Annotated in this window: 18 protein-coding genes, 1 tRNA gene, 1 pseudogene and 1 riboswitch; of the genes and pseudogenes, 10 read left to right on the top strand and 10 right to left on the bottom strand. The window is 51.6% G+C overall.

From position 1 onward, the window contains the following. Positions 1-48 precede the first annotated feature (48 nt). Both groL and groES read right to left on the bottom strand, forming a co-directional pair. Entirely contained in the window at positions 49-1,653 is a 1,605-nt protein-coding gene (groL, locus tag ACESNI_RS08265; protein WP_373086064.1) for a chaperonin GroEL, read from the bottom strand. A 74-nt stretch (positions 1,654-1,727) separates the two neighbouring features. Continuing rightward, positions 1,728-2,015 (bottom strand): co-chaperone GroES, encoded by a 288-nt coding sequence (gene groES, locus ACESNI_RS08260; RefSeq protein WP_373086063.1) that lies wholly within the window; start codon positions 2,013-2,015, stop codon positions 1,728-1,730. 298 nt (positions 2,016-2,313) lie between these two features. Here groES and argS point away from each other — a divergent pair, with 298 nt between their 5' ends. Both argS and fbaA read left to right on the top strand, forming a co-directional pair. Next, the gene (gene argS / locus ACESNI_RS08255) at positions 2,314-4,083 is read left to right on the top strand and encodes an arginine--tRNA ligase (protein WP_373086062.1); all 1,770 of its coding nucleotides are present in this window, start codon (positions 2,314-2,316) and stop codon (positions 4,081-4,083) included. Between the two features lie 83 nt (positions 4,084-4,166). Next, positions 4,167-5,240 (top strand): annotated as a pseudogene (gene fbaA / locus ACESNI_RS08250) (class II fructose-bisphosphate aldolase). 20 nt (positions 5,241-5,260) lie between these two features. On the opposite strand, the gene ggt reads toward fbaA, so the two are convergent. The 3 genes from ggt to ACESNI_RS08235 form a co-directional block, all read right to left on the bottom strand. Continuing rightward, the gene (gene ggt, locus ACESNI_RS08245) at positions 5,261-6,850 is read right to left on the bottom strand and encodes a gamma-glutamyltransferase (protein WP_373086061.1); all 1,590 of its coding nucleotides are present in this window, start codon (positions 6,848-6,850) and stop codon (positions 5,261-5,263) included. A gap of 110 nt (positions 6,851-6,960) precedes the next feature. Further along, positions 6,961-7,173, bottom strand: a complete 213-nt coding sequence (locus ACESNI_RS08240) for a DUF4170 domain-containing protein (RefSeq protein WP_373086060.1) — start codon at positions 7,171-7,173, stop codon at positions 6,961-6,963. Positions 7,174-7,289: 116 nt separating this feature from the next. Beyond that, entirely contained in the window at positions 7,290-7,877 is a 588-nt protein-coding gene (locus tag ACESNI_RS08235; RefSeq protein ID WP_373086059.1) for a hypothetical protein, read from the bottom strand. Positions 7,878-8,068: 191 nt separating this feature from the next. Between ACESNI_RS08235 and ACESNI_RS08230 the strand changes: the two genes are divergently transcribed. Continuing rightward, positions 8,069-9,796 carry an adenylate/guanylate cyclase domain-containing protein gene (locus tag ACESNI_RS08230; protein WP_373086058.1) on the top strand — a complete coding sequence of 576 codons (1,728 nt, stop codon included), beginning with the start codon at positions 8,069-8,071 and terminating at the stop codon, positions 9,794-9,796. Between the two features lie 40 nt (positions 9,797-9,836). Here the strand turns inward: ACESNI_RS08230 and ACESNI_RS08225 are convergent, their stop codons facing one another. Continuing rightward, positions 9,837-10,658 carry a NifU family protein gene (locus ACESNI_RS08225; protein WP_373086057.1) on the bottom strand — a complete coding sequence of 274 codons (822 nt, stop codon included), beginning with the start codon at positions 10,656-10,658 and terminating at the stop codon, positions 9,837-9,839. 104 nt (positions 10,659-10,762) lie between these two features. On the opposite strand from ACESNI_RS08225, the gene ACESNI_RS08220 reads away from it, so the two are divergent. The 3 genes from ACESNI_RS08220 to ACESNI_RS08210 all read left to right on the top strand — a co-directional run bounded on the left by ACESNI_RS08220 (position 10,763) and on the right by ACESNI_RS08210 (position 12,994). Beyond that, positions 10,763-11,533 carry an enoyl-CoA hydratase gene (locus tag ACESNI_RS08220; RefSeq protein ID WP_373086056.1) on the top strand — a complete coding sequence of 257 codons (771 nt, stop codon included), beginning with the start codon at positions 10,763-10,765 and terminating at the stop codon, positions 11,531-11,533. Positions 11,534-11,649: 116 nt separating this feature from the next. Beyond that, positions 11,650-12,831, top strand: coding sequence for a GGDEF domain-containing protein (locus ACESNI_RS08215; RefSeq protein ID WP_373086055.1), 1,182 nt, complete (start codon positions 11,650-11,652; stop codon positions 12,829-12,831). Continuing rightward, positions 12,821-12,994 (top strand): hypothetical protein, encoded by a 174-nt coding sequence (locus tag ACESNI_RS08210; RefSeq protein WP_373086054.1) that lies wholly within the window; start codon positions 12,821-12,823, stop codon positions 12,992-12,994. Before ACESNI_RS08215 ends, ACESNI_RS08210 begins: the two co-directional genes overlap by 11 nt. A gap of 402 nt (positions 12,995-13,396) precedes the next feature. Here ACESNI_RS08210 and ACESNI_RS08205 read toward each other — a convergent pair whose 3' ends face one another. After that, the gene (locus tag ACESNI_RS08205) at positions 13,397-13,759 is read right to left on the bottom strand and encodes a hypothetical protein (protein ID WP_373086053.1); all 363 of its coding nucleotides are present in this window, start codon (positions 13,757-13,759) and stop codon (positions 13,397-13,399) included. Positions 13,760-13,972: 213 nt separating this feature from the next. Continuing rightward, positions 13,973-14,046: transfer RNA gene (locus ACESNI_RS08200), tRNA-Gly, on the bottom strand. A gap of 88 nt (positions 14,047-14,134) precedes the next feature. Further along, positions 14,135-14,213: riboswitch (SAM riboswitch) on the top strand. A 60-nt stretch (positions 14,214-14,273) separates the two neighbouring features. Here ACESNI_RS08200 and metZ point away from each other — a divergent pair. From metZ to ACESNI_RS08180, 4 genes are all read left to right on the top strand, one after another. Next, complete coding sequence (gene metZ / locus ACESNI_RS08195; RefSeq protein WP_373086085.1) at positions 14,274-15,470, top strand: O-succinylhomoserine sulfhydrylase; 1,197 nt, start codon at positions 14,274-14,276, stop codon at positions 15,468-15,470. A 136-nt stretch (positions 15,471-15,606) separates the two neighbouring features. After that, a complete protein-coding gene (apaG, locus tag ACESNI_RS08190; protein ID WP_373086052.1) occupies positions 15,607-16,014 on the top strand; it encodes a Co2+/Mg2+ efflux protein ApaG in 408 nt (135 codons plus the stop codon). Positions 16,015-16,056: 42 nt separating this feature from the next. Further along, positions 16,057-16,671: a GTP cyclohydrolase I FolE gene (gene folE, locus ACESNI_RS08185; protein WP_373086051.1), complete on the top strand. Its 615-nt coding sequence runs from the start codon at positions 16,057-16,059 to the stop codon at positions 16,669-16,671. 58 nt (positions 16,672-16,729) lie between these two features. Beyond that, the gene (locus tag ACESNI_RS08180; RefSeq protein ID WP_373086050.1) at positions 16,730-18,136 is read left to right on the top strand and encodes a TrkH family potassium uptake protein; all 1,407 of its coding nucleotides are present in this window, start codon (positions 16,730-16,732) and stop codon (positions 18,134-18,136) included. Positions 18,137-18,148: 12 nt separating this feature from the next. On the opposite strand, the gene ACESNI_RS08175 is transcribed toward ACESNI_RS08180, so the two are convergent. Together ACESNI_RS08175 and ACESNI_RS08170 are read right to left on the bottom strand one after the other, a co-directional pair. After that, positions 18,149-18,835 carry a CerR family C-terminal domain-containing protein gene (locus ACESNI_RS08175; RefSeq protein WP_373086049.1) on the bottom strand — a complete coding sequence of 229 codons (687 nt, stop codon included), beginning with the start codon at positions 18,833-18,835 and terminating at the stop codon, positions 18,149-18,151. An 87-nt stretch (positions 18,836-18,922) separates the two neighbouring features. Further along, positions 18,923-19,516, bottom strand: a complete 594-nt coding sequence (locus ACESNI_RS08170) for a hypothetical protein (RefSeq protein WP_373086048.1) — start codon at positions 19,514-19,516, stop codon at positions 18,923-18,925. Positions 19,517-19,543: the final 27 nt, after the last annotated feature.

Raw genomic sequence — 19,543 nt, 5'->3', positions numbered from 1 at the left:
CCGCTCAATCGAGCGGCCCAATTTTATAGCTAGCTGGCTGGGACGAGCTTAGAAGCCCATACCGCCCATACCGCCCATGCCGCCCATGTCTGGCATTGCTGGACCACCAGAGTCCTTGGCTGGTAAATCAGCAACCATAGCTTCGGTCGTAATTAACAGACCAGCGATGGAGCCCGCAGCTTCGAGTGTTGCGCGAACGACCTTTGCCGGATCGACAACGCCGTCAGCTGGCAACTCGCCATATTTGCCGGTTTGAGCATTGAAACCAAAAGTAATACTTTTCTGTTCCAGAAGCTTTCCAACGACTACGGCACCGTCAGAACCCGCATTTTCAGCGATCTGGCGGCAAGGCGCCTGAAGTGCACGACGAACGATTTTGATACCAACATTCTGGTCTTCATTTTCACCAACAAGCCCGTCAAGTGCAATGGACGCGTACAGAAGAGCAACACCGCCACCGGCAACAATACCTTCTTCAACCGCCGCACGCGTTGCATGCAGGGCATCATCAACGCGATCTTTACGTTCCTTGACTTCGGTTTCGGTTGCGCCGCCAACTTTAATAACAGCAACACCGCCCGCAAGCTTGGCAAGGCGTTCCTGCAGTTTTTCACGGTCATAGTCAGAAGAAGTTTCTTCAGCCTGCGCCCGGATCTGGTTGCAACGTGCTTCGATATCGGCTTTTTCACCCGCGCCATCAATGATGGTGGTTTCTTCCTTAGTGATGGAGACAGTTTTCGCTGTTCCCAACATGTCCAGGCCAACATTCTCAAGCTTGATACCGATATCTTCGGAGATAACCTGCCCACCGGTCAGGATGGCGATATCTTCAAGCATCGCTTTACGGCGATCACCAAAGCCCGGCGCCTTGACGGCGGCAATTTTCAGTCCACCGCGAAGTTTGTTGACAACCAGGGTTGCTAGCGCTTCGCCTTCAATGTCCTCAGCGATAATCAGCAGAGGCTTGCCAGCCTGCACGACGGCTTCAAGCAACGGAAGCATCGGCTGCAGATTGGTTAGCTTCTTTTCATGAAGGAGAATGTAGGGATTATCGAGTTCCGCAACCATTTTTTCAGCGTTGGTTACGAAATACGGGGACAGATACCCACGGTCAAACTGCATGCCTTCGACGACGTCCAGCTCTGTTGCGAGGCCCTTGGCTTCTTCAACAGTGATGACGCCTTCGTTGCCGACGCGCTGCATGGCTTCGGAGATAATACGGCCGATTTCAACTTCACCGTTTGCAGAGATCGTGCCGACCTGTGCAATTTCTTCCTGACCGGAAACCGGCTTGGCCGCTGCCTTGATGCTTTCCACTGCCTTGGCAACAGCGAGATCAATACCGCGTTTCAAATCCATCGGGTTCATTGCAGCGGCGACTGCCTTCAGGCCTTCCTGAATGATCGACTGTGCCAGGACTGTGGCTGTCGTCGTGCCATCACCGGCGACATCATTGGTCTTGGAAGCAACTTCCTTGACCATCTGCGCGCCCATGTTTTCAAACTTATCTTCAAGTTCGATTTCCTTGGCAACAGTAACACCGTCTTTCGTAATGCGCGGTGCGCCGAATGACTTGTCAATTACAACGTTGCGGCCTTTCGGGCCCAGTGTCACTTTCACAGCGTCTGCCAGGATGTTTACGCCGCGCAACATACGTCTGCGAGCGTCTGTGCTAAACTTGACTTCTTTTGCCTTATCTATAATTCCTCAATCACAATAAGTGTTGATTAGGCCATAATGCCCATGATGTCTGATTCTTTCATGATCAGGACGTCGTCTCCGTCGATCTTGATCTCAGTGCCAGACCACTTGCCGAAAACAACTGTATCGCCAACTTTTACATCAAGCGGACGTACAGTGCCATCTTCTGCAATTGCACCTTTTCCGACAGCAAGGATTTTACCCTGTGAAGGCTTTTCCTGCGCACTATCCACAAGAATAATACCGCCAGCTGTTTTTTCTTCAGCCTCAATGCGCTTGATCAGTACCCGATCGTGCAATGGACGAAATTTCATCAAGTCTCTCCCTAAATTATAGAAAATAAACGGGGTTTCAGCGATTGTTAGCACTCATCGGTGAAGAGTGCTAACCAATTCGATATGGATTTAAGCAATGGCTTGAGAAGAGTCAAGGGAGTTCGGGAAATATACATACTTATAGAACGATGTTTAGAGCAATAAGGACCGTTTCATCCAATTCATCCAAATTTCTTGGCCTTGCCCTGTTTTTCCAGTAGACAAGGCTCAATACTCTGCACTTGGGCTTCTGGCCCGGTACATGCAAGCAATAATTGGAATAAGGCCAGCTATATCTGTGACGACATCCCTACTTACCCAACTCAGCAATCTTGTCGGTCAGGCCTTCGCTGCCGTCGGTATCGCCAAAACCCACGGCAAGGTCGTTATCTCGCAGCGGCGCGAGCTTGGTCAGTTTCAATGCAATGGCGCCCTCGCCGCCGCCAAGCTGGTTCAGAAAAACCCTCGAGAAATTGCGCAACAGGTTGTCTCCGAGCTTGAAAAGACGGGTTTGTTCCGGGAACTAACCCTTGCCGGGCCAGGCTTTATCAATATCCGACTTGAAGATGACTTTCTCATCGGGCATCTCAACGAATTTACAGACGACGCATATTTCGGCTGCCGGGCGGATCATGTTGCGCAAACGGTCATCATCGACTTCGGCGGACCCAATGTTGCGAAAGCCATGCATGTCGGCCACTTGCGCGCCACCATTATCGGGGAAAGCCTCCGCCGCCTTCATGAATTTCTTGGTGATAAGACCATCAGTGACGTTCACTTTGGCGATTGGGGCCTACCCATGGGTCTGTTGATTAAGGAAATCGAGCGTACCGATCCGGACCTTGTCTATTTTGACGAGAGTTTTTCCGGCCCCTATCCGGATACTTCCCCTATTACCAGCGACGAACTTCAACTACTCTATCCCGCTGCCTCTGCCCGCAGCAAGGAAGACAAGGAGTTCCTTGAAAGCGCCCGCGCCGCCACCTTTGATCTTCAGAAAGGCCGAGCCGGGTATCTCGCTTTATGGCAGCATATGCGCAATATTTCACTGGCAGAGACGAGAACTGATTTCGACCTGCTCGGTGCCCATTTTACGGAGTGGAAGGGTGAGGCGGATACCAACGATCATATTCCCGTCATGTTGCAGCGTCTGGAACAGGAGGGATATTCGGAACATTCAGAAGGCGCCATCGTTGTCGCCGTTGCCGAAGAGGGCGACAAAAAGGAAATGCCGCCGCTGATTTTACAAAAATCTGATGGCGCCGTCATGTATGGGACGACAGATCTCGCCACTATCGAAATGCGGCGTATGGAACATGACCCGGACAGCATTCTGTATGTTGTCGATGCCCGCCAGAGCCTGCATTTCGAGCAAGTCTTTCGGGCCGCCCGGAAATGCCAGAGCATCAAGACCAGCTGTCACCTTGAACATATCGGTTTCGGAACCGTGAACGGAGGCGATGGCAAGCCGCTGAAAACCCGCGACGGCGGTGTCGTTCGGCTTCGCGCTTTGATCGACGATGCCATCACTGAGGCCCGTAAAGTTGTCATGGAGGCCGGACTGTCAGACCGGTTTGCGCCAAACGAGCTTGAGGATATCGCCAAGAAGGTCGGAATCGCGGCCATTAAATATGCGGATCTATCAAACCCGAGGATGTCAAACTACATCTTCGATCTTGAAAGATTCACGAAATTCGAAGGCAGGACAGGGCCTTACCAGATGTATGCGGCCGTTCGCATAAAATCCATGTTGCGAAAGGCCGCAGAGCAAAAGCTCAATGAGGGGCGTCTGCAAACGACGGCGGAGCCAGAACGAAACCTGATGCTGGCGCTGGCCGCTCTACCAGAAGCTATCCGCACGACTACCGAGAAAAATGCGCCTAATATCCTCTGCGATCATGTGTATAATTTGACGCAGGAATTTAATGCCTTCTATCATGACTGTCCTGTTTTGGGCGAACAGGACGACACCATTCGAGCGTCCCGCCTGCGGCTGTGCCGCATTACGTTACGCCAAATTGAACTCGTCCTTAATATCCTTGGTATCGACGTTCCAGAACGAATGTAAGGAAATTTAAGGATGACTCGGTTATAGTTTTGCCCTGAATTCAAGAATACCAAAGCCCAAAGGAAAAAAACGTGCAGGATGAAATAAAGAAACTGAAGCCAGGTGTTGTCACGGGACGTGATTACCTGACCCTTGTCCGCAATTGCAAAGCCAATGGATATGCACTTCCAGCCATAAATGTGACTAGTACAAACACGGTGAATGCAGCCCTGGAAGGGGCGATGCTGAGCAAGTCGGATATTATTATTCAGCTATCAAACGGTGGCGCGCAATTTTTTGCCGGCAAAGGACTCAAGGATGTCAACCATGCCCGTGTCATTGGTGCCATCTCCGCGGCCCGTCACGTGCATACGGTTGCCAAAGCATACGGCATCTGCGTGGTTTTACATACGGATCATGCAAACAAGGGGCTCATTCCCTGGGTCGAAAGCCTGATCGAGGCAAGTGAAGCAGAATTTGAGAAAACAGGTGCGCCGCTTTTTTCCTCCCACATGCTTGATCTTTCGGAGGAGCCGATTGAGGAGAACCTCGCAGAATGCGAACGGATCCTCAAACGCCTGACGAAGATCGATATGAGCCTTGAAATCGAGCTTGGCGTTACCGGCGGCGAGGAAGACGGTGTCGGCAGTGACGTCGATCTTGTTGACAATAACAAGCTGTATACGCAACCATCTGAAGTTCTGCAGGCGTACGAGCGGTTGTCTTCGATCGGTCATTTTTCGGTTGCGGCCGCCTTCGGCAATGTTCACGGCGTCTATAAACCGGGGAATGTGCAGTTGCGTCCGTAAATCCTGATGCAATCGCAAAAACATATCAGCGAGATTTTCGACACTAACGGGCAGCCACTCGACTTTGTCTTTCACGGCGGGTCTGGGTCTAGCGCCGAAGAAATCCGCGAGGCAGTAAGCTACGGTGTGTTTAAAATGAACGTGGATACGGACACCCAGTTCGCGTTTTCAAAAGCTGTCGGACCCTATGTAGAGGCACATCCGAAAGCCTTTAAATTCCAGATTGATCCCGATAACGGGACCCCGTTCAAGAAGCATTATGACCCACGCGTTTGGCTACGGGCCTGCGAAACCTCGATGTCTGAGCGGGTACAGCAGGCGTGCAGTGAACTCGGCGCAACAGGTAATTCCATCGCAGCAGAGGCGTAAAACCTCCACCGCGAGGACGGCTAATAGGCGAGAGCGCAGCCGTCCTTACGGGATTCCGATCCGGCTGAGAGGACCCCTGTTTCGGGATCGATCGCAATGATCTGCCCACCCCCGAGGGGGATGGCCGTATCCTGTAACTCATATCCCATTGCGGTAAGTTCCTTCCGCACGGAGGGTGGTATGCCTTCCTCCACTTCCAGAACGCCAGCGTTGTAGAACGCGCGGGGACTATCGAGGGCCTCCTGCACGTCCATGCCGAAATCCCAGATATTGGTGAGGACATGGGTATGCCCGACCGGCTGGTACCCGCCGCCCATCACCCCGAAGGAGATGGTTGCCTGATCGCCCTTCGTCACCATCCCCGGAATGATCGTATGCAGAGGGCGTTTGCCCGGCGCGATGCAATTCGGATGGTTCTTGTCAAGGACGAAGCCATATCCGCGGTTTTGAAACAGAACGCCCGTATCCGGGCAGGCAATCCCGGACCCGAAGCCCTGATATACCGAGTTAATAAAGGAAACGGCGTTGCCCTCCTTATCAACTACGGAAAGATAGACCGTATCGCGATGCCGCTCCATTGCAAAGGCACCGGTTGGATCGCCCGCCTTGCCAACATCAATATGCGAACAGAGCTGATCGGCAAAGTCATCCGACAGAAGCATATCAAGAGGGACATCCGCCTGTGTGGGGTCCGCCACATATTTGTCCCGCGCGAGATAGGCAAGACGCGCCGCCTCCGCTTCCAGATGCAGCCGCTTTGCGCCGTTTGGATCCAGTCCCGACAGATCAAACTTCTTCAGGATATTAAACATGATCAGGGCGGTAATGCCCTGCCCGCTTGGCGGAATCTGGTGAATGTGGTTGCCCTGATAGTCAGATGAAATAGAGCCGACAAAATCAGCGGATGTATTGATAAAGTCCGCTTCGTCATGCACCCCGCCCGCCGCTTTCAGGCTGGCCACCATCTGCTCCGCGATCCTGCCTTCATAAAAGGCGGCGCGCCCGGACTTTGCAATCTCTCTTAACGTTGCCGCGAGCTTGGGCAATCGCCAAACGGTGCCAGCGGCCGGCGGCTTGCCGTCTTTGAGATAAATATCACTAGCCCCCTTATTCTTCAGAAGCTTTTCAACACCCAACCTCCAATCGATCGCTGTCCGCTGCGTGACGACAAAGCCATCTTCCGCGAAATCGATCGCCGGTTTGAGCAAGTCCGAAAACGCCATCGAGCCGAATTTCTCATGCAATCGGGTCCAGGCATCAATGGCGCCGGGGACCGTGATGGAGTGGGCATTTGTTGCATCCATTCTGGTATGACCAGCCGATATCATATCGTCCGCGTTGAGCGCCATCGGTGATTTACCAGAGCCGTTCAAGCCTTCCACCTGTCCACTTCCACCGGGAGCGACGAGGGCAAAACAATCACCGCCGATGCCAGTCTGCATCGGATCGACAACGCATTGCACCGCGCAGGCGGCAATCGCCGCGTCCATGGCGTTGCCGCCGGACTTCAAAATTGTTAATGCAACTTGCGAAGCATGAGTACTGGATGTTGCAACGGCCCCATTAAGGCCATATGTGACCGAACGGCCGGGCTCGTAAAAATTGCGCACAGTGGTTTATCCTCTATTGGTTGGAAACCAAACAATAGAGGATGTTTCGAGGATGTGCAAAATGGCAGTTGCAGGGACTGGAAATATTCCGGTGGGCGGAATAAATATGCCTACCAGAGCTTAACGATCACATATTTCGTGAATGCGTCGTCGACATTCATCTGGCTTGCCGCCCGCCAGGCCGCGAGCGCATCCTGATAACTCTCAAAAAATCCGCGCAGGTCAAGACTTGCTGCATCGGCGAAATCCTTCTCGCGCGTATCAAGAACCTTGCCGCCAAACACGACAAAGAGGTCTTTCTTAGGTGTCGTTTCCTTCGTCATCCTACCTCGGTGTTTCAGGCCATGTTATGCCTGCATTTACAGAAAAAACTGATGGGCCGGTTATACAGGAAATTGGTAGCTTTACAATATTTGCGGGCATTAAATAAGTGGGATAACTAGTCCCACTCATCCCGGGATGCCGACAGGCCAAAGGACACAACGGCCAAGGACAACAGGATATGATATATATTCATCCCATCAAGGCCCGTATTCGACGCCAACCATTTTACGGCGACATCCGACAAGACAAGAAAAACAACCCCAAGGATAAGATATAACGCAAGCATTCCGGAAGATATCAGGCGCACAAGACCAATGAGAAAAATGATGCCGACCATTCCCATCTGGACATCCGTTGAGACCCGCCAGAGACCCAGCAGCAACAGGATACAGAGGGCCACGACCGACGTCAGCAGTATCCCCCAGCAGAATCGGTTGAAAAAGCCGGCAAAAAGACCGGCAATCGCCCCGAGCGTGAAGCTGGCAAGCCCCATCGAACCGGCGACGCGCTTAGCCGTTAAGTGAAAGGCGTCAACTTCGGTGAAGCCTGCATAAGTTAGCCCGCCAAGAACTGCCATAATCCCAACAGATACGGCGCCAAACGCCCAAAACAGACTGGCGGGGAAAAAAGCCTGCCTTGCCAGATTTATCGTAATCAGGCAGCAGACGGCTAATATAGCCTCAAAGGCAACCAATGAGTTCATTTCATCAGTATACTGCGTTATATGCCTTTGTCTACTTGGCCATATATGCGTAATTCTTTGTAAATTACGATCACACATGCTATCTGAAGAGCATAAATTCGGGAGAGTCAAAAATTTCCTCGACGATTAGTAAACCCAAGAAATCCGTCCCAATTGCAACAGCTCTCGCGATTAGTTTCGGAGCCCTTATTGTGGTTGCCGTGGTGACTGTCCTAGGTATCAGCCTTGTTTCCGGGCTTACCAGTACCCGCGATCTGTTGATCGACAAGGCCACCTCCGCAATGGATGCCGCGCGGGAAGACCTCACAGACCTGTTGGACCCCGCCGAAGAGCAGGTTCGATATATTGCTGAGCTTATATATTCCCGCGAACTGGATGAAACGAACAGCGATCAACTGGCGGATTTTCTTCTAGCGGCGCTTGCGGGAACACCACAGGTAAACGCGATCACCTTTATTTCCGCGGATTTAAAGGCCACCTCCGCCAAACGGCTTACCGGTAAAGTCGTTGTTTCAGATGCGACCGCAGACCCGCTTGCTGCCGAAACAATGAATGAAATCTCCGGTCAGGAATCCGCAAGTTGGGGTCCGTTATTCTATGTACCGCAACTGAAAGACACGGTCTTCAATTTTCGTCAGCCCATATTCAGGGACGACAAGTTCATTGGCGCGGTAATCACGACGATCAGTGTCGCCGCCATGAATGAAGATATTAAGGAATCTCTAGTATTAAGAAAAGGGACCCGGTTTATTTTATATGGTACCGACCGTGTTCTTCTGCAACAAAATGTCGAGGACAAAGCTAAGGCTATGTCCGGCGCCGGGACAGTCGCAGAACTCGCCAATATTGGGGATCCGATCCTTAAGAATATCTGGTCGCCGGATCGGCATGCTCTCGAGATTATTGGCAATCAAACGGAATTCACCAGTCATCATCTAACGGTGGATGGCAACGGCTATTTATTTTTCTATATCAATCTCCCCGGATATTCCGACAAGGACTTGATCGTTGGCTACTGGATCAAGAATGAAGACGCCATCGCGGAAATACGCAGACTTGGAATAGCCGGACTGGCCGGACTGGCCATCTTAGTGATAAGCGGTTTTATTGCCGTGATGATAGGCCGACGTATCTCGAAGCCTATTCTTGCCTTATCTGTCGCGTCCCGGCAGATCTCCAAATTGGAGTTCAAGGCGATTGCGGCGCTGCCCGCCAGCCGGTTCACGGAAGTGAATGAGGCAAACGACGCCTACAATACAATGCTGCGCGGATTAAGCTGGTTTGAGACATATGTCCCCAAAACCTTGGTCCGGAAACTGATCGAAAGCGGCGAGGCGATATCCGAACAACGTATTGTGACCGTCATGTTCACCGACATTGTCAACTTTACCCCTCAGGCAGAAGGGATGAGTTCGGGAGAGGTTGCCAACTTTCTCAATAGTCATTTTAGATTGGTAACCTCCTGCATTGAAGCAGAGGGCGGAACGGTCGATAAATTTATCGGCGATGCCGTGATGGCCTTCTGGGGCGCGCCCGATTTACAGCCCGACCACGCCGCCCGGGCCTGCCGCGCTGCCCTCGCCATCAAAGCAATCATTATCACCGATAATGAAGAACGTAAGAGGACGAGCCTCAGCCCGGTGAAGATGCGCATTGGCATTCATACCGGCCCCCTCGTAGTTGGAAATATCGGATCCGCCGGACGGTCGAACTACACAGTTGTTGGCGATACGGTCAATATTGCCCAGCGTATGGAGCAATACGGGAAAATCCTGGCTCCAGACCAGACAGATGCCGTCCTGACCCTGATAACGGACGCAACCTGCGACGCGGCGGGTCCACAGATAAAAGCAGAAAAAATAGGCGACTACAAAGTCAAGGGCCGCGAAGATGAAGTCAAAATCTATCGGCTGACGTGAGCGTTTTCGCCTACGCCAACCTTGAATTCAGTTATATTTTCTAGCGGGGCTGATAATACGGATTGGTCCCGTCTGCATGCTCGGTAATATCCATGACTTCCGTAATGCTCGGTACCAGTTTTTGAATCTCGACCGCAACCCCCTGTTTGAGGGTGACATCTGCCATACCACATCCCTGACAACCGCCATCGAACCGGACATAGGCCCGCTCGCCCTTTAAGTCGACAAGAGATATACGGCCGCCATGGGCGGCAATCGACGGATTGATTTTTTCGTTGAGCATGTTCCGGATTGCAATCCCGTCCTGTGTATCAAGGCCGGGACGCGGCAACCCTTCCCGGTAATCGAGAACCGCCGTGATTTCCGGGATATAATGCCGCAGCATATTCTGGATACCCGTCAGCATCGAAAAAGCCTGCCCTTGAAATTTCAGGTACAGCTTGCCTGCCTTGTAACTGTGAAAGGATACATCGCCGCCGGACTGCGTCACGGCGGGAACAATACGTGTTGCTAACAAGTCTTTCACCTGATCGATGATCTCTGTATCAAATTCACCGGCTTCACTGTCATCGACGACGTCATTCACTACTGGATCCTCGCTTTGAAAATGCTTCATTATAGCCCCGAATATCTCTGTCCGAAGGGACGCCCAGTCCGCCTCGGCCGTTTTTGATACTTCAATGCTTTCCGGTTTCAACGTGACGCCCGCAACGCCCTCTGTCTCATAAAGTCGGCTCGCAAGCGGAGATTTTGTTGCGGCCTCTTCTTTCGAGACGTCAAGCGGGCCGTCACTATAAACAGCCTCGCCCGGGAAAAATTCAAGTTCGGCGGCATTTTCGCCTGTTTTGGTCTGGATAAACATGGGTAATTCTCAATTTTCACATACCGTGAACAAATAAAGCTATGGTATGGGCTATACCTCATAGTCCATACACTATTTAGTTAATAAAAAAAATGGAGAATACAATGGCGGAATTTGTCGAGACAGCCCTTGAAGATACGACAAACGGGAAAATCGCCCGTATCACCATACATAACGAGAGCAAACTCAACACCCTGAATTCCCGTGTAATCCGTGAATTGACGGACGCCTTCTCGGATCTTGACAAAAACAAGGAAATTGGCGTCGTTATCCTGACTGGAGCAGGTGACAAGGCCTTCATCGGGGGCGCGGATATTTCCGAAATGGCGACTTTGGATCCGACATCGGCGCGCCATTTCATCACCAATATGCATCATCTCTGTCATAAAGCGAGATATTTACAGGTGCCCGTAATCGCCCGGGTCAATGGTTATGCGCTGGGCGCCGGAATGGAACTTGCCGCCTCTTGCGACATGATTGTCGCCTCAAAATCAGCGAATTTCGGGATGCCCGAAGTCCGTGTCGGTATCCCCTCCGTCATCGATGCCGCCTTGCTTCCCCGCATTCTTGGCGTTGGTCTCGCTCGTGACCTGGTCCTGACAGGCCGTATATTAACCGCGACTGAGGCGCGTGATGCCGGCCTCGTCCAGCGCCTGACGGAAACCGAAAAACTGGACACGGAAATTACTAATGTCATCAATGAGATTTTGGCTGGCGGACGGGACGCCATGAGAATTCAAAAGCAGCTTTGCAATGACTGGGAGAATAATTCTTTAAGTGAAGGGATCAATCTCGGGATTGAGGCTTTCGCCAGCGCTTATGAAGGGCCAGAGCCTAGATCAATGATGGATACATTCCTGAATCGGCAACGGTAAGCCGGGGCCTGCGGACGGTTTACAGACTGAAATAGATACCCCTCTGGTGAAATTTTTGTTATTCAGTTGTAGTTTGCGGATAAAATTCCACCGCGTCGTATAGAGAAAGGCAGGACGTGTTACGTTACCTTTATGACGCTATTTCAGGGGCGGGCCGTCAATCCCTGTCCGTGGAAGGGATTGACCGGCTCATATCCAATGCGGCGCATTCGACATTGCTCACGCGTCGACGCTCACGTATTATTCTGGCCCGCATCCGCTTCCTCTCAATTGTTTTTTTTCTTGCCTTGCTGATAGGGTTTCTTGCCGATTTATATGCCTTTCCCCGGGAAACGTACGAGATGCTCGGTATCTGCCGGGGACTGATCGCGCTTCTGTTTCTTGCCTTGTTCTTTGGGATTTCCAACGGCGAAACCATGCGTGACGCCTATCGTGCCCTCGGCATTTTCTTCGCAATATTGCTTACCTTCCAGGCGCTTTTTCAACCTTTGCTGGATGTCACCGATATTTCTTCGATATCGGGTGTGGCGGCCGCTGGATACGTCCTGTTCCCGTTCCTGATCGCCGTCTGCTTCGGGCTTTTCCCTCTCACGGTCAAGGAGGTTGTCCTCGCGCTCGTCCTGTTTTTTACCGTTCAGGTAATGATCCTGATCCTGCTCCCTGAGCAGGCAAATCCGCATCAGCGCCTCGGCATCTTTCTGGTACTGGTCGTTGTCGGAATTTTAAGCAGCCTGTCTGCCATCAGCCAACTGCTTTATCTTTCCCTGCTCGTTGATCAGGCCTCGATCGACAGTCTCACTCAATGCTATAGCCGTAACAGCGGTGAGGAAATTATCGATGTTCAGTTCAAAATTGCAAAACGGGAAAAATCTCCCCTTTCCGTCGTGTTTGTTGATCTCGATAATTTTAAGGCCATCAATGACCGGTATGGCCACGATGCCGGCGACCGGGTTCTCGCCGTTGCGGCAACGCACATGCGGCGGAATGGCCGGGGATCGGACGTTCTCATAAGATGGGGAGGGGAAGAATTTGTGATTCTTTTGCCCAATACGGATATTCAGGGGGCCGTGCAGTCAATACGGCGGCTCAGAAATATCGGCCTGGGTACGAGGCCCGGCGGCGATTTCATGACGGCCAGCTACGGGATCGCGGAGATGCAAACGTCAGAGGCGAATAGCTGGACCGCGCTGATCGATCTCGCCGATGATCAGATGTATCAAGCAAAATCCCGCGGCGGCAATGATATTTCCTGTGGTGGTAATATCGAGAATCCGAAAGCGAAATTCAATGATTCTTAAACTCCTCTCGATCGCCTTCATTATCCTGTTTGTCGCCCGGATACTATTTGCGAAAAAATTCAAGGAGATGGGCAAGGCCGCGGACCGCACGCTCAATCTGTTTCTTGTTGCCCTCGCCATATATCTCGGCCTGCAGGCGGTTTTCGTTTACGGATTTTCGTGAAACTGGAGCGGACGAAGGGAATCGAACTTCCGTCGTAACGGTGGAACGCTACCAGATCTCAAGACGGTCAAGGTCTCATTTTCACAGTCCACGTGGAATTGAGGGCTGGGGCCGACCATCTCGTCCGCAGGCATGGAACTGACATTGCTCCATGCCTCATGCGGAGAGGACTATTATTTTCAGAAGATTTGTCGTGGACGTCCGCTCACGGCCTATCTTTTCGAATTTTTCGACCGTATTGCTGCAATATCTACGCTAGTTGTTCTCTTGCCGACCATATTCTCAGTTGTCATCGGCTTCTTTTCTTTTTTTGGCTTCTTTACTTCGCGATTGCTGCGGACTTGACCCTTCGCCATGGTGTTCCCTTACTTCTGATAAAAAAACCGGTTGGATTAACAACAATTACGAGCCGTTGAGGAGTTCAGCACAAGCCCTTGCAACGCCGTAGCTTGCCTTGTCGCTACCAGGCAGGACTGCCCAGCCGCCTTTTTCGATAAAGCCGGTTTGCATGTAGGACGATTCCTTTTTAAGATTTTCCAAATTTGTAGATGCTTCAGTGGCATTTTGGAAGTTATCCACGCAAATTGGCGCCAGTGCGGTAACAACGGCACTTTCGGCAGCCTCGACAGATTGTTTTTCAGCGGTGCTCTTAATAACCCAGCCACCCCATACGAACCCTATTAAGAGGGTGGCAACAGCGCCAAAAATCGCGCCTTGCAATAGCCGCGTTCGTGATTCTCCCTGAAATATTGATGGTAATTGCATGGCATATCCTTTCGCTCGGCGCGACAACCCTGGCTCCAGAATTGGGCCTGGCTGTGTACATCGAATTTTATTGGATGCACGCACGTCATGATCTGACCTGTGCGTTGAAAGAACTATGCGCCCATTTGGGGCAATAGTCCAATTTAATCGGGCAAACGGGATTTGCGACGAGGTATTGGGCGCCTTCAATGGCAATGAAATATAAGGAAAAATTGGAGCGGGCGAAGGGAATCGAACCCTCGTCGTAAGCTTGGGAAGCTTCTGCTCTGCCATTGAGCTACGCCCGCACTGTCTGTTTTAACTATACAAAGGACGGGCGGATCGCAATAGATTTTTATCGGCGCAGATACTTGACAACCGAAAGTCCAGAAGATAATGATTTTCCGTGGTGATTTGTGCCGACCGGCTTGCGGCCACGTTAAATGAAACGCTAAAAGGTCGGGGCTCCCAGGAACCCTGATCGATGGTCGGGGTTTTTTTATGCCTCGAGGGTAAGATGACAAACAGCAAAAATATTAAAACTCGGTCAATCGCAGACTGCCGTCCGGCGACAAAACTGGTACGCGGCGGCACAAAACGCTCCCAGTTCAATGAAACATCCGAAGCGATTTTTATGAATTCCGGCTTTGTTTATGACAGCGCTGAACAAGCCGCCGGACGTTTCAGAGGGGAAAATGAGGGATATATCTATTCCCGTTACGCCAACCCAACCCTGTCGATGTTCGAAGAGCGGATGGTGCTTCTTGAAGGCGCCGAGGCTGGTCGGGCAACCGCAAGCGGTATGGCCGCCGTCAATGCGGCCCTGATGTCACAATTGAAGGCAGGCGATCATGTCGTGGCACCGAAGGCATTGTTCGGATCTTGCCTCTATATTATTGAACAGATTTTACCCCGTTTCGGAATTAGTATTTCGCTGATTAACGGGACCAATATTGACGAGTGGCACGCGGAAATTAATGAAAAAACGGCTTGTGTGTTTTTTGAAACCCCGTCCAACCCGGCTCTCGAAATTATGGATATTACGGCAATTTCAGAAATTGCCCACAAGGTTGGCGCCAAGGTAATTGTCGATAATGTCTTTGCGACCCCCATCTTGCAAAAGCCTCTGGAGCTGGGCGCGGATATTGTTGTGTATTCCGCGACAAAGCATATCGATGGTCAGGGACGCTGTCTTGGCGGTGTTATTCTTGGCGCCGAAGACTTCGTGGAAGAGACGCTGGCCCCCTATCTCAAACACACAGGTCCGGCCCTGAGCCCATTTAATGCCTGGACGATGTTAAAAGGTTTGGAAACGCTTGAACTGCGGGTTTCCAGGCAATGTGACAACGCCGAAAAGCTGGCCGATTTTCTTGCCGATCATCCGGGTGTCAAGCGGGTAATCTATCCCGGGCGCGACGACCACCCGCAGGCAGAGCTTGCGCGCAAGCAAATGTCACGGGGCAGCACGCTGATAGGCGTTGAGGTGGCGGGCGATCAGGAGGCGACCTTCAGGGTTTTGAACCGCCTGTCCCTCATCGACATCAGTAATAATCTTGGTGATTCGAAGTCACTGGTGACGCACCCAACGACGACGACCCATTCCAGTGTTGATGAAAAGACGAAACAGGAGCTCGGTATAACTGAAAGTCTGCTGAGACTTTCCGTGGGGCTGGAAGATGTGGATGATTTGATCGAGGACCTTGGATATGCCTTAAGTGCCCAGAATGGCTGAGAAAGGTTATATACCCAGCCCAAATTAAGTGCATCTCGCGCCGGCCAGGAGCATAAACTGCCGAAAAACTGGACAAAGTGAGCTAACAGCGCGATATTCAACGGGAATTGGAATGTTCAACAACTGGAGAGGTATCATGGGTTGGACAGGCGCATATAATAAAACAACTGAAAATATTCAGGTTTCAGTAACACCGATATATCTCGTTGATCGGTCCCATCCCGAGGATAGCTTCTATGTCTGGGCGTATAAAATCCGTATCGAAAACCTGGGAACGAAAACGGTGACGTTGCGAAACCGGCATTGGCAAATAACCGATGCCGACGGGCGTACCGAAATTGTTGATGGTGAAGGCGTTGTCGGGGAGCAGCCGGTGTTGGCCCCCGGAGACTCCTATGATTACACCAGTGGCACCCCTCTTCCTACGCCGTCGGGTATTATGGTAGGGTCCTACGAAATGGAATCTGAGGAGGGGGCGCTATTTGCTGTTGATATTCCAGCCTTTTCGCTGGATAGCCCGCATGAGGTTTCTCCGCTTCACTAAACTGACGCCGCTTTATAATCCGGGCGAAGGCAAAATCGAAAAATGAACAAACATAGTCATCCCGATAACTCTACGAACGAAGCCGGCGAAAGGCCGACGAAGGCTGAAGCCGAGGAAGCCGTTCGAACCCTTATTCGCTGGGCGGGGGACGACCCGTCACGTGAAGGTCTTCGGTCGACGCCAGACCGGGTCGCACGATCTTACCTCGAATTTTTCGCCGGGTATAACGAAGACCCCGACGCCTACCTTTCCCGAACCTTTGAGGAGGTCAACGGCTACGATGAAATGGTGGTTCTCAAAGACATTCGTGTTGAAAGCTATTGCGAGCATCATATGGTTCCGATAATCGGGGTTGCCCATGTCGCCTATATGCCAAGCAACCGGGTGGTTGGCATCTCCAAGCTTGCCCGCGTTGTCGATGCCTATGCGAAGCGGCTTCAGATTCAGGAAAAACTAACCCGCCAGATTGCCGAAACCATTGAACGTACCTTGCAGCCCAAAGGGGTTGCCGTGATTATCGAAAGTGCCCATCAATGCATGACAACGCGCGGCGTTCACAAGGACGGCGTAACCATGGTGACCAGCACGATGCTCGGCATTTTCCGGCGCTCTGATATCACGCGCCGGGAACTCCTCGCCTTCATCGGAAAAGGCTAAGTCCTGTAACGCCGTGATTAATTTTCGTCTTATTTTCCTGATAATCGGGATTCTTCTCGTGATTGTCGGATTAGCGATGCTCATCCCGGCGACGGTTGATTTATTCGTCAGCGATATTGATTGGCAGGTATTTTTAGTTGCGGCTGCGGTCGCACTGTTTGTGGGCGGCGGATTGTTCCTGTCCAATCGTGGCGCCAGCCTTGAACTGGGACGTCGTCAGGCCTTCATTCTGACAACAGCCGCCTGGATCATTATTCCCGCCTTCGCGGCTCTTCCCCTGGCCTTCAGCAAATTGGATATATCCTATACCGACGCCTTTTTTGAGTGCATGTCCGGCATCACAACCACCGGATCGACAATTCTGACGGGCCTCGATAACGCCCCGCCGGGAATTTTGCTTTGGCGTGCCTTGCTGCAATGGCTCGGCGGGATCGGGATCGTCGTCATGGCCATCGCCATTCTGCCTTTGCTCAGGGTGGGCGGTATGCAGTTGTTCCGGATGGAATCTTCAGACGCCTCTTCTGAAAAGGCCCTCCCGCGGCTTACTCAAATCGTCAAGGCCATTTGCTATATTTACCTGATGTTGAGCCTGATCTGCACTCTCTCACTGTGGATGGCCGGGATGACATTTTTTGAGGCGATCACTCATGCGATGGCGACACTGTCCACCGGTGGATTTTCGACTTCCGACGGATCTGCGGGCCATTTCAACAGCCCGCTGATCGAGAGTATTCTGGTGGTCTTCATGATTATGGGTGCCCTGCCGTTCCTGATGTATCTGCATATCATTCAGGGGCGGCCAGGCAGCTTTTTAATGGACAGCCAGGTGCGATGGCTTCTTACCATCATCCTGGTCAGCATCATCCTCATGGTGACCTGGCAAATAACCAAGGATGACCTCAATATTTGGCTGGCGTTGCGGTATTCGACTTTTACGATCACCTCGATTATAACCGGAACCGGATTTGCAACGACGGATTACAATGCCTGGGGCGGGTTTGCCGGGGCCGTCCTTTTCTTTTTAATGTTTGTGGGTGGATGCGCAGGATCGGCATCCGGCGGCATAAAAGTCTATCGGTTTCAAATTATCGCCGAAACTCTCCGCTGCCAGGTGGGGCAACTTATCAGACCCAGTGGTATCTTCAGGCCGCGCTATAACAACCGGCCACTTACGGAAGAAACAATCAGCGCTGTCGTCGGGTTTGTGTTTCTGTTTCTTATTATTTATGTAGCCCTCGCCATCGCCCTCAGTCTTACCGGCCTTGATTTCATTACCTCAATTTCGGCAGCGGCAACGACCATTACAAATGTTGGTCCCGGCTTGGGAGATATAATCGGACCGGCAGGCACGTTCAAATCGCTTCCGGATTCGGCGAAATGGCTGATGTCCCTCGGTATGTTGCTTGGTCGGCTCGAACTATACACCGTACTTGTTCTGTTTTCCCGACGTTTCTGGCAGCGCTAGGCAATCTTGGCCTCAACGCCACTTGGGCACCAGAACTATGTCGACATGTTCACCAAGATTAAGCGCGCGCAAAATGAGCGGAATAAGAGCCTTCTTAATTTTACCTATTTCTTCCGGACCAAAATTTTCCCACTCCAGCCGCGACTTCACCAGCTGTTCATTGATGGCATATTGCGAACAAAGGTGAAGGAGTGCTTGCGCGGTTAGCCGGACAGTCTCGCTGGACGCAGGCTCTCCCATAATCTTGGCAATCAGCATCCCTGACAAATCATGCATTATCTTCAAATGGCCGTTGAGCAGAATTTGAAAGCACTCGGTCGGGGCGGCCATTTCCCGTGCAATCAAACGCATCCGCCAGGACAGATTTTCCGGGGCGAGCGCATTGTCCAGAAGATCCGAGATAATACGGACCATCATTTCAGCGAGTTCCCGCCTGTCGTCGCCTGCTTCCGACATGCCGTTTTGCAGAAATAAGCCGAGATTCACACGCGCGGGCTTCAGGTCGCGGACAATTTTTTTAAAAACAGCCCGATAGAGGCCTTCCTTATTGCCAAAATGATAGGATATAGCTGACAGGTTAACGCTTGCCGCAGTCGCAATTTCACGCGTCGATACGGCGTCAAACGACCGGGCCGCAAATAATTTTCCTGCGATGTTGATCATTCGATCTGGAACGGAAATTTCTTGGTCATCTGGCATTTTTTTGGTCGATCGTTTGATTTTTCGTAATTTATTCTAATGAAAACAATAAACTAAGGTCATGCATCTGGATCTTGGGCCGCCGGGCTACCGTAGGTAGCTCCCAAGAAATGTCCGGATGTTCTTTTCCATTTCCTTGTCAAACGCCTGCATCAGCGCTTCAACCTGAACAAAATATACCTTTTCCCTCTGGTTAAGCGTTATCCCTTCGACAACCGATTTCGATCGCGTCGCTTCCGCGGTGACAAAGCCGGACGCTCCGGAAATTTCCGTGATTTTGAGTTCGACCAGAACGTGGAATTCATAGAGTTCTGTTTGGTCCTTTGTCACCAGCGCTTTGAGACCGCTTTCCGTCTTTAGTTCTTTCTCAACAGCGCTGGCATCCTTGATAGTAACCGTTGCAACAGCACCGCTGTTGCCGGTGGTGCGTAACCGGTCCCGCACCCAATTTCGGACAGACTGATCAATGGATACCGGCAGTTCATGCTCCACATGGGGAGATTTCAGGGGCGGCGTAAAGTCATCGACAATTTTAATCTCACCCACATTAAGATGGAGCGGCGCAAGATGCTGGAAAGTGATTTCGGGATATACCGGCGTTGGCGGGGCACTTACGCAGCCCGCAAGAACAGCCGTCATCAGGAGAGCCAAAACTGCCGCGATATGGCGTGTGCCTGTCATTTTCTCACCTTTACAATGGGATTGTTC

The sequence above is a fragment of the Sneathiella sp. genome, assembly GCF_041689005.1.
Lineage (GTDB): Bacteria > Pseudomonadota > Alphaproteobacteria > Sneathiellales > Sneathiellaceae > Sneathiella.
The sequence above is the reverse complement of the archived record's forward strand: the minus strand, read 5'-3'. Positions and strand labels throughout refer to the sequence as shown.

Bases quoted from the DNA above. Each gene is read 5' to 3' on its own strand.
- groL (WP_373086064.1), bottom strand. From the start codon at position 1,653: ATGTTGCGCGGCGTAAACATCCTGGCAGACGCTGTGAAAGTGACACTG.
- groES (WP_373086063.1), bottom strand. From the start codon at position 2,015: ATGAAATTTCGTCCATTGCACGATCGGGTACTGATCAAGCGCATTGAG.
- ACESNI_RS08240 (WP_373086060.1), bottom strand. From the start codon at position 7,173: ATGACGAAGGAAACGACACCTAAGAAAGACCTCTTTGTCGTGTTTGGC.
- ACESNI_RS08235 (WP_373086059.1), bottom strand. From the start codon at position 7,877: ATGAACTCATTGGTTGCCTTTGAGGCTATATTAGCCGTCTGCTGCCTG.
- ACESNI_RS08225 (WP_373086057.1), bottom strand. From the start codon at position 10,658: ATGTTTATCCAGACCAAAACAGGCGAAAATGCCGCCGAACTTGAATTT.
- ACESNI_RS08220 (WP_373086056.1), top strand. From the start codon at position 10,763: ATGGCGGAATTTGTCGAGACAGCCCTTGAAGATACGACAAACGGGAAA.
- ACESNI_RS08210 (WP_373086054.1), top strand. From the start codon at position 12,821: ATGATTCTTAAACTCCTCTCGATCGCCTTCATTATCCTGTTTGTCGCC.
- ACESNI_RS08205 (WP_373086053.1), bottom strand. From the start codon at position 13,759: ATGCAATTACCATCAATATTTCAGGGAGAATCACGAACGCGGCTATTG.
- apaG (WP_373086052.1), top strand. From the start codon at position 15,607: ATGGGTTGGACAGGCGCATATAATAAAACAACTGAAAATATTCAGGTT.
- folE (WP_373086051.1), top strand. From the start codon at position 16,057: ATGAACAAACATAGTCATCCCGATAACTCTACGAACGAAGCCGGCGAA.
- ACESNI_RS08175 (WP_373086049.1), bottom strand. From the start codon at position 18,835: ATGCCAGATGACCAAGAAATTTCCGTTCCAGATCGAATGATCAACATC.
- ACESNI_RS08170 (WP_373086048.1), bottom strand. From the start codon at position 19,516: ATGACAGGCACACGCCATATCGCGGCAGTTTTGGCTCTCCTGATGACG.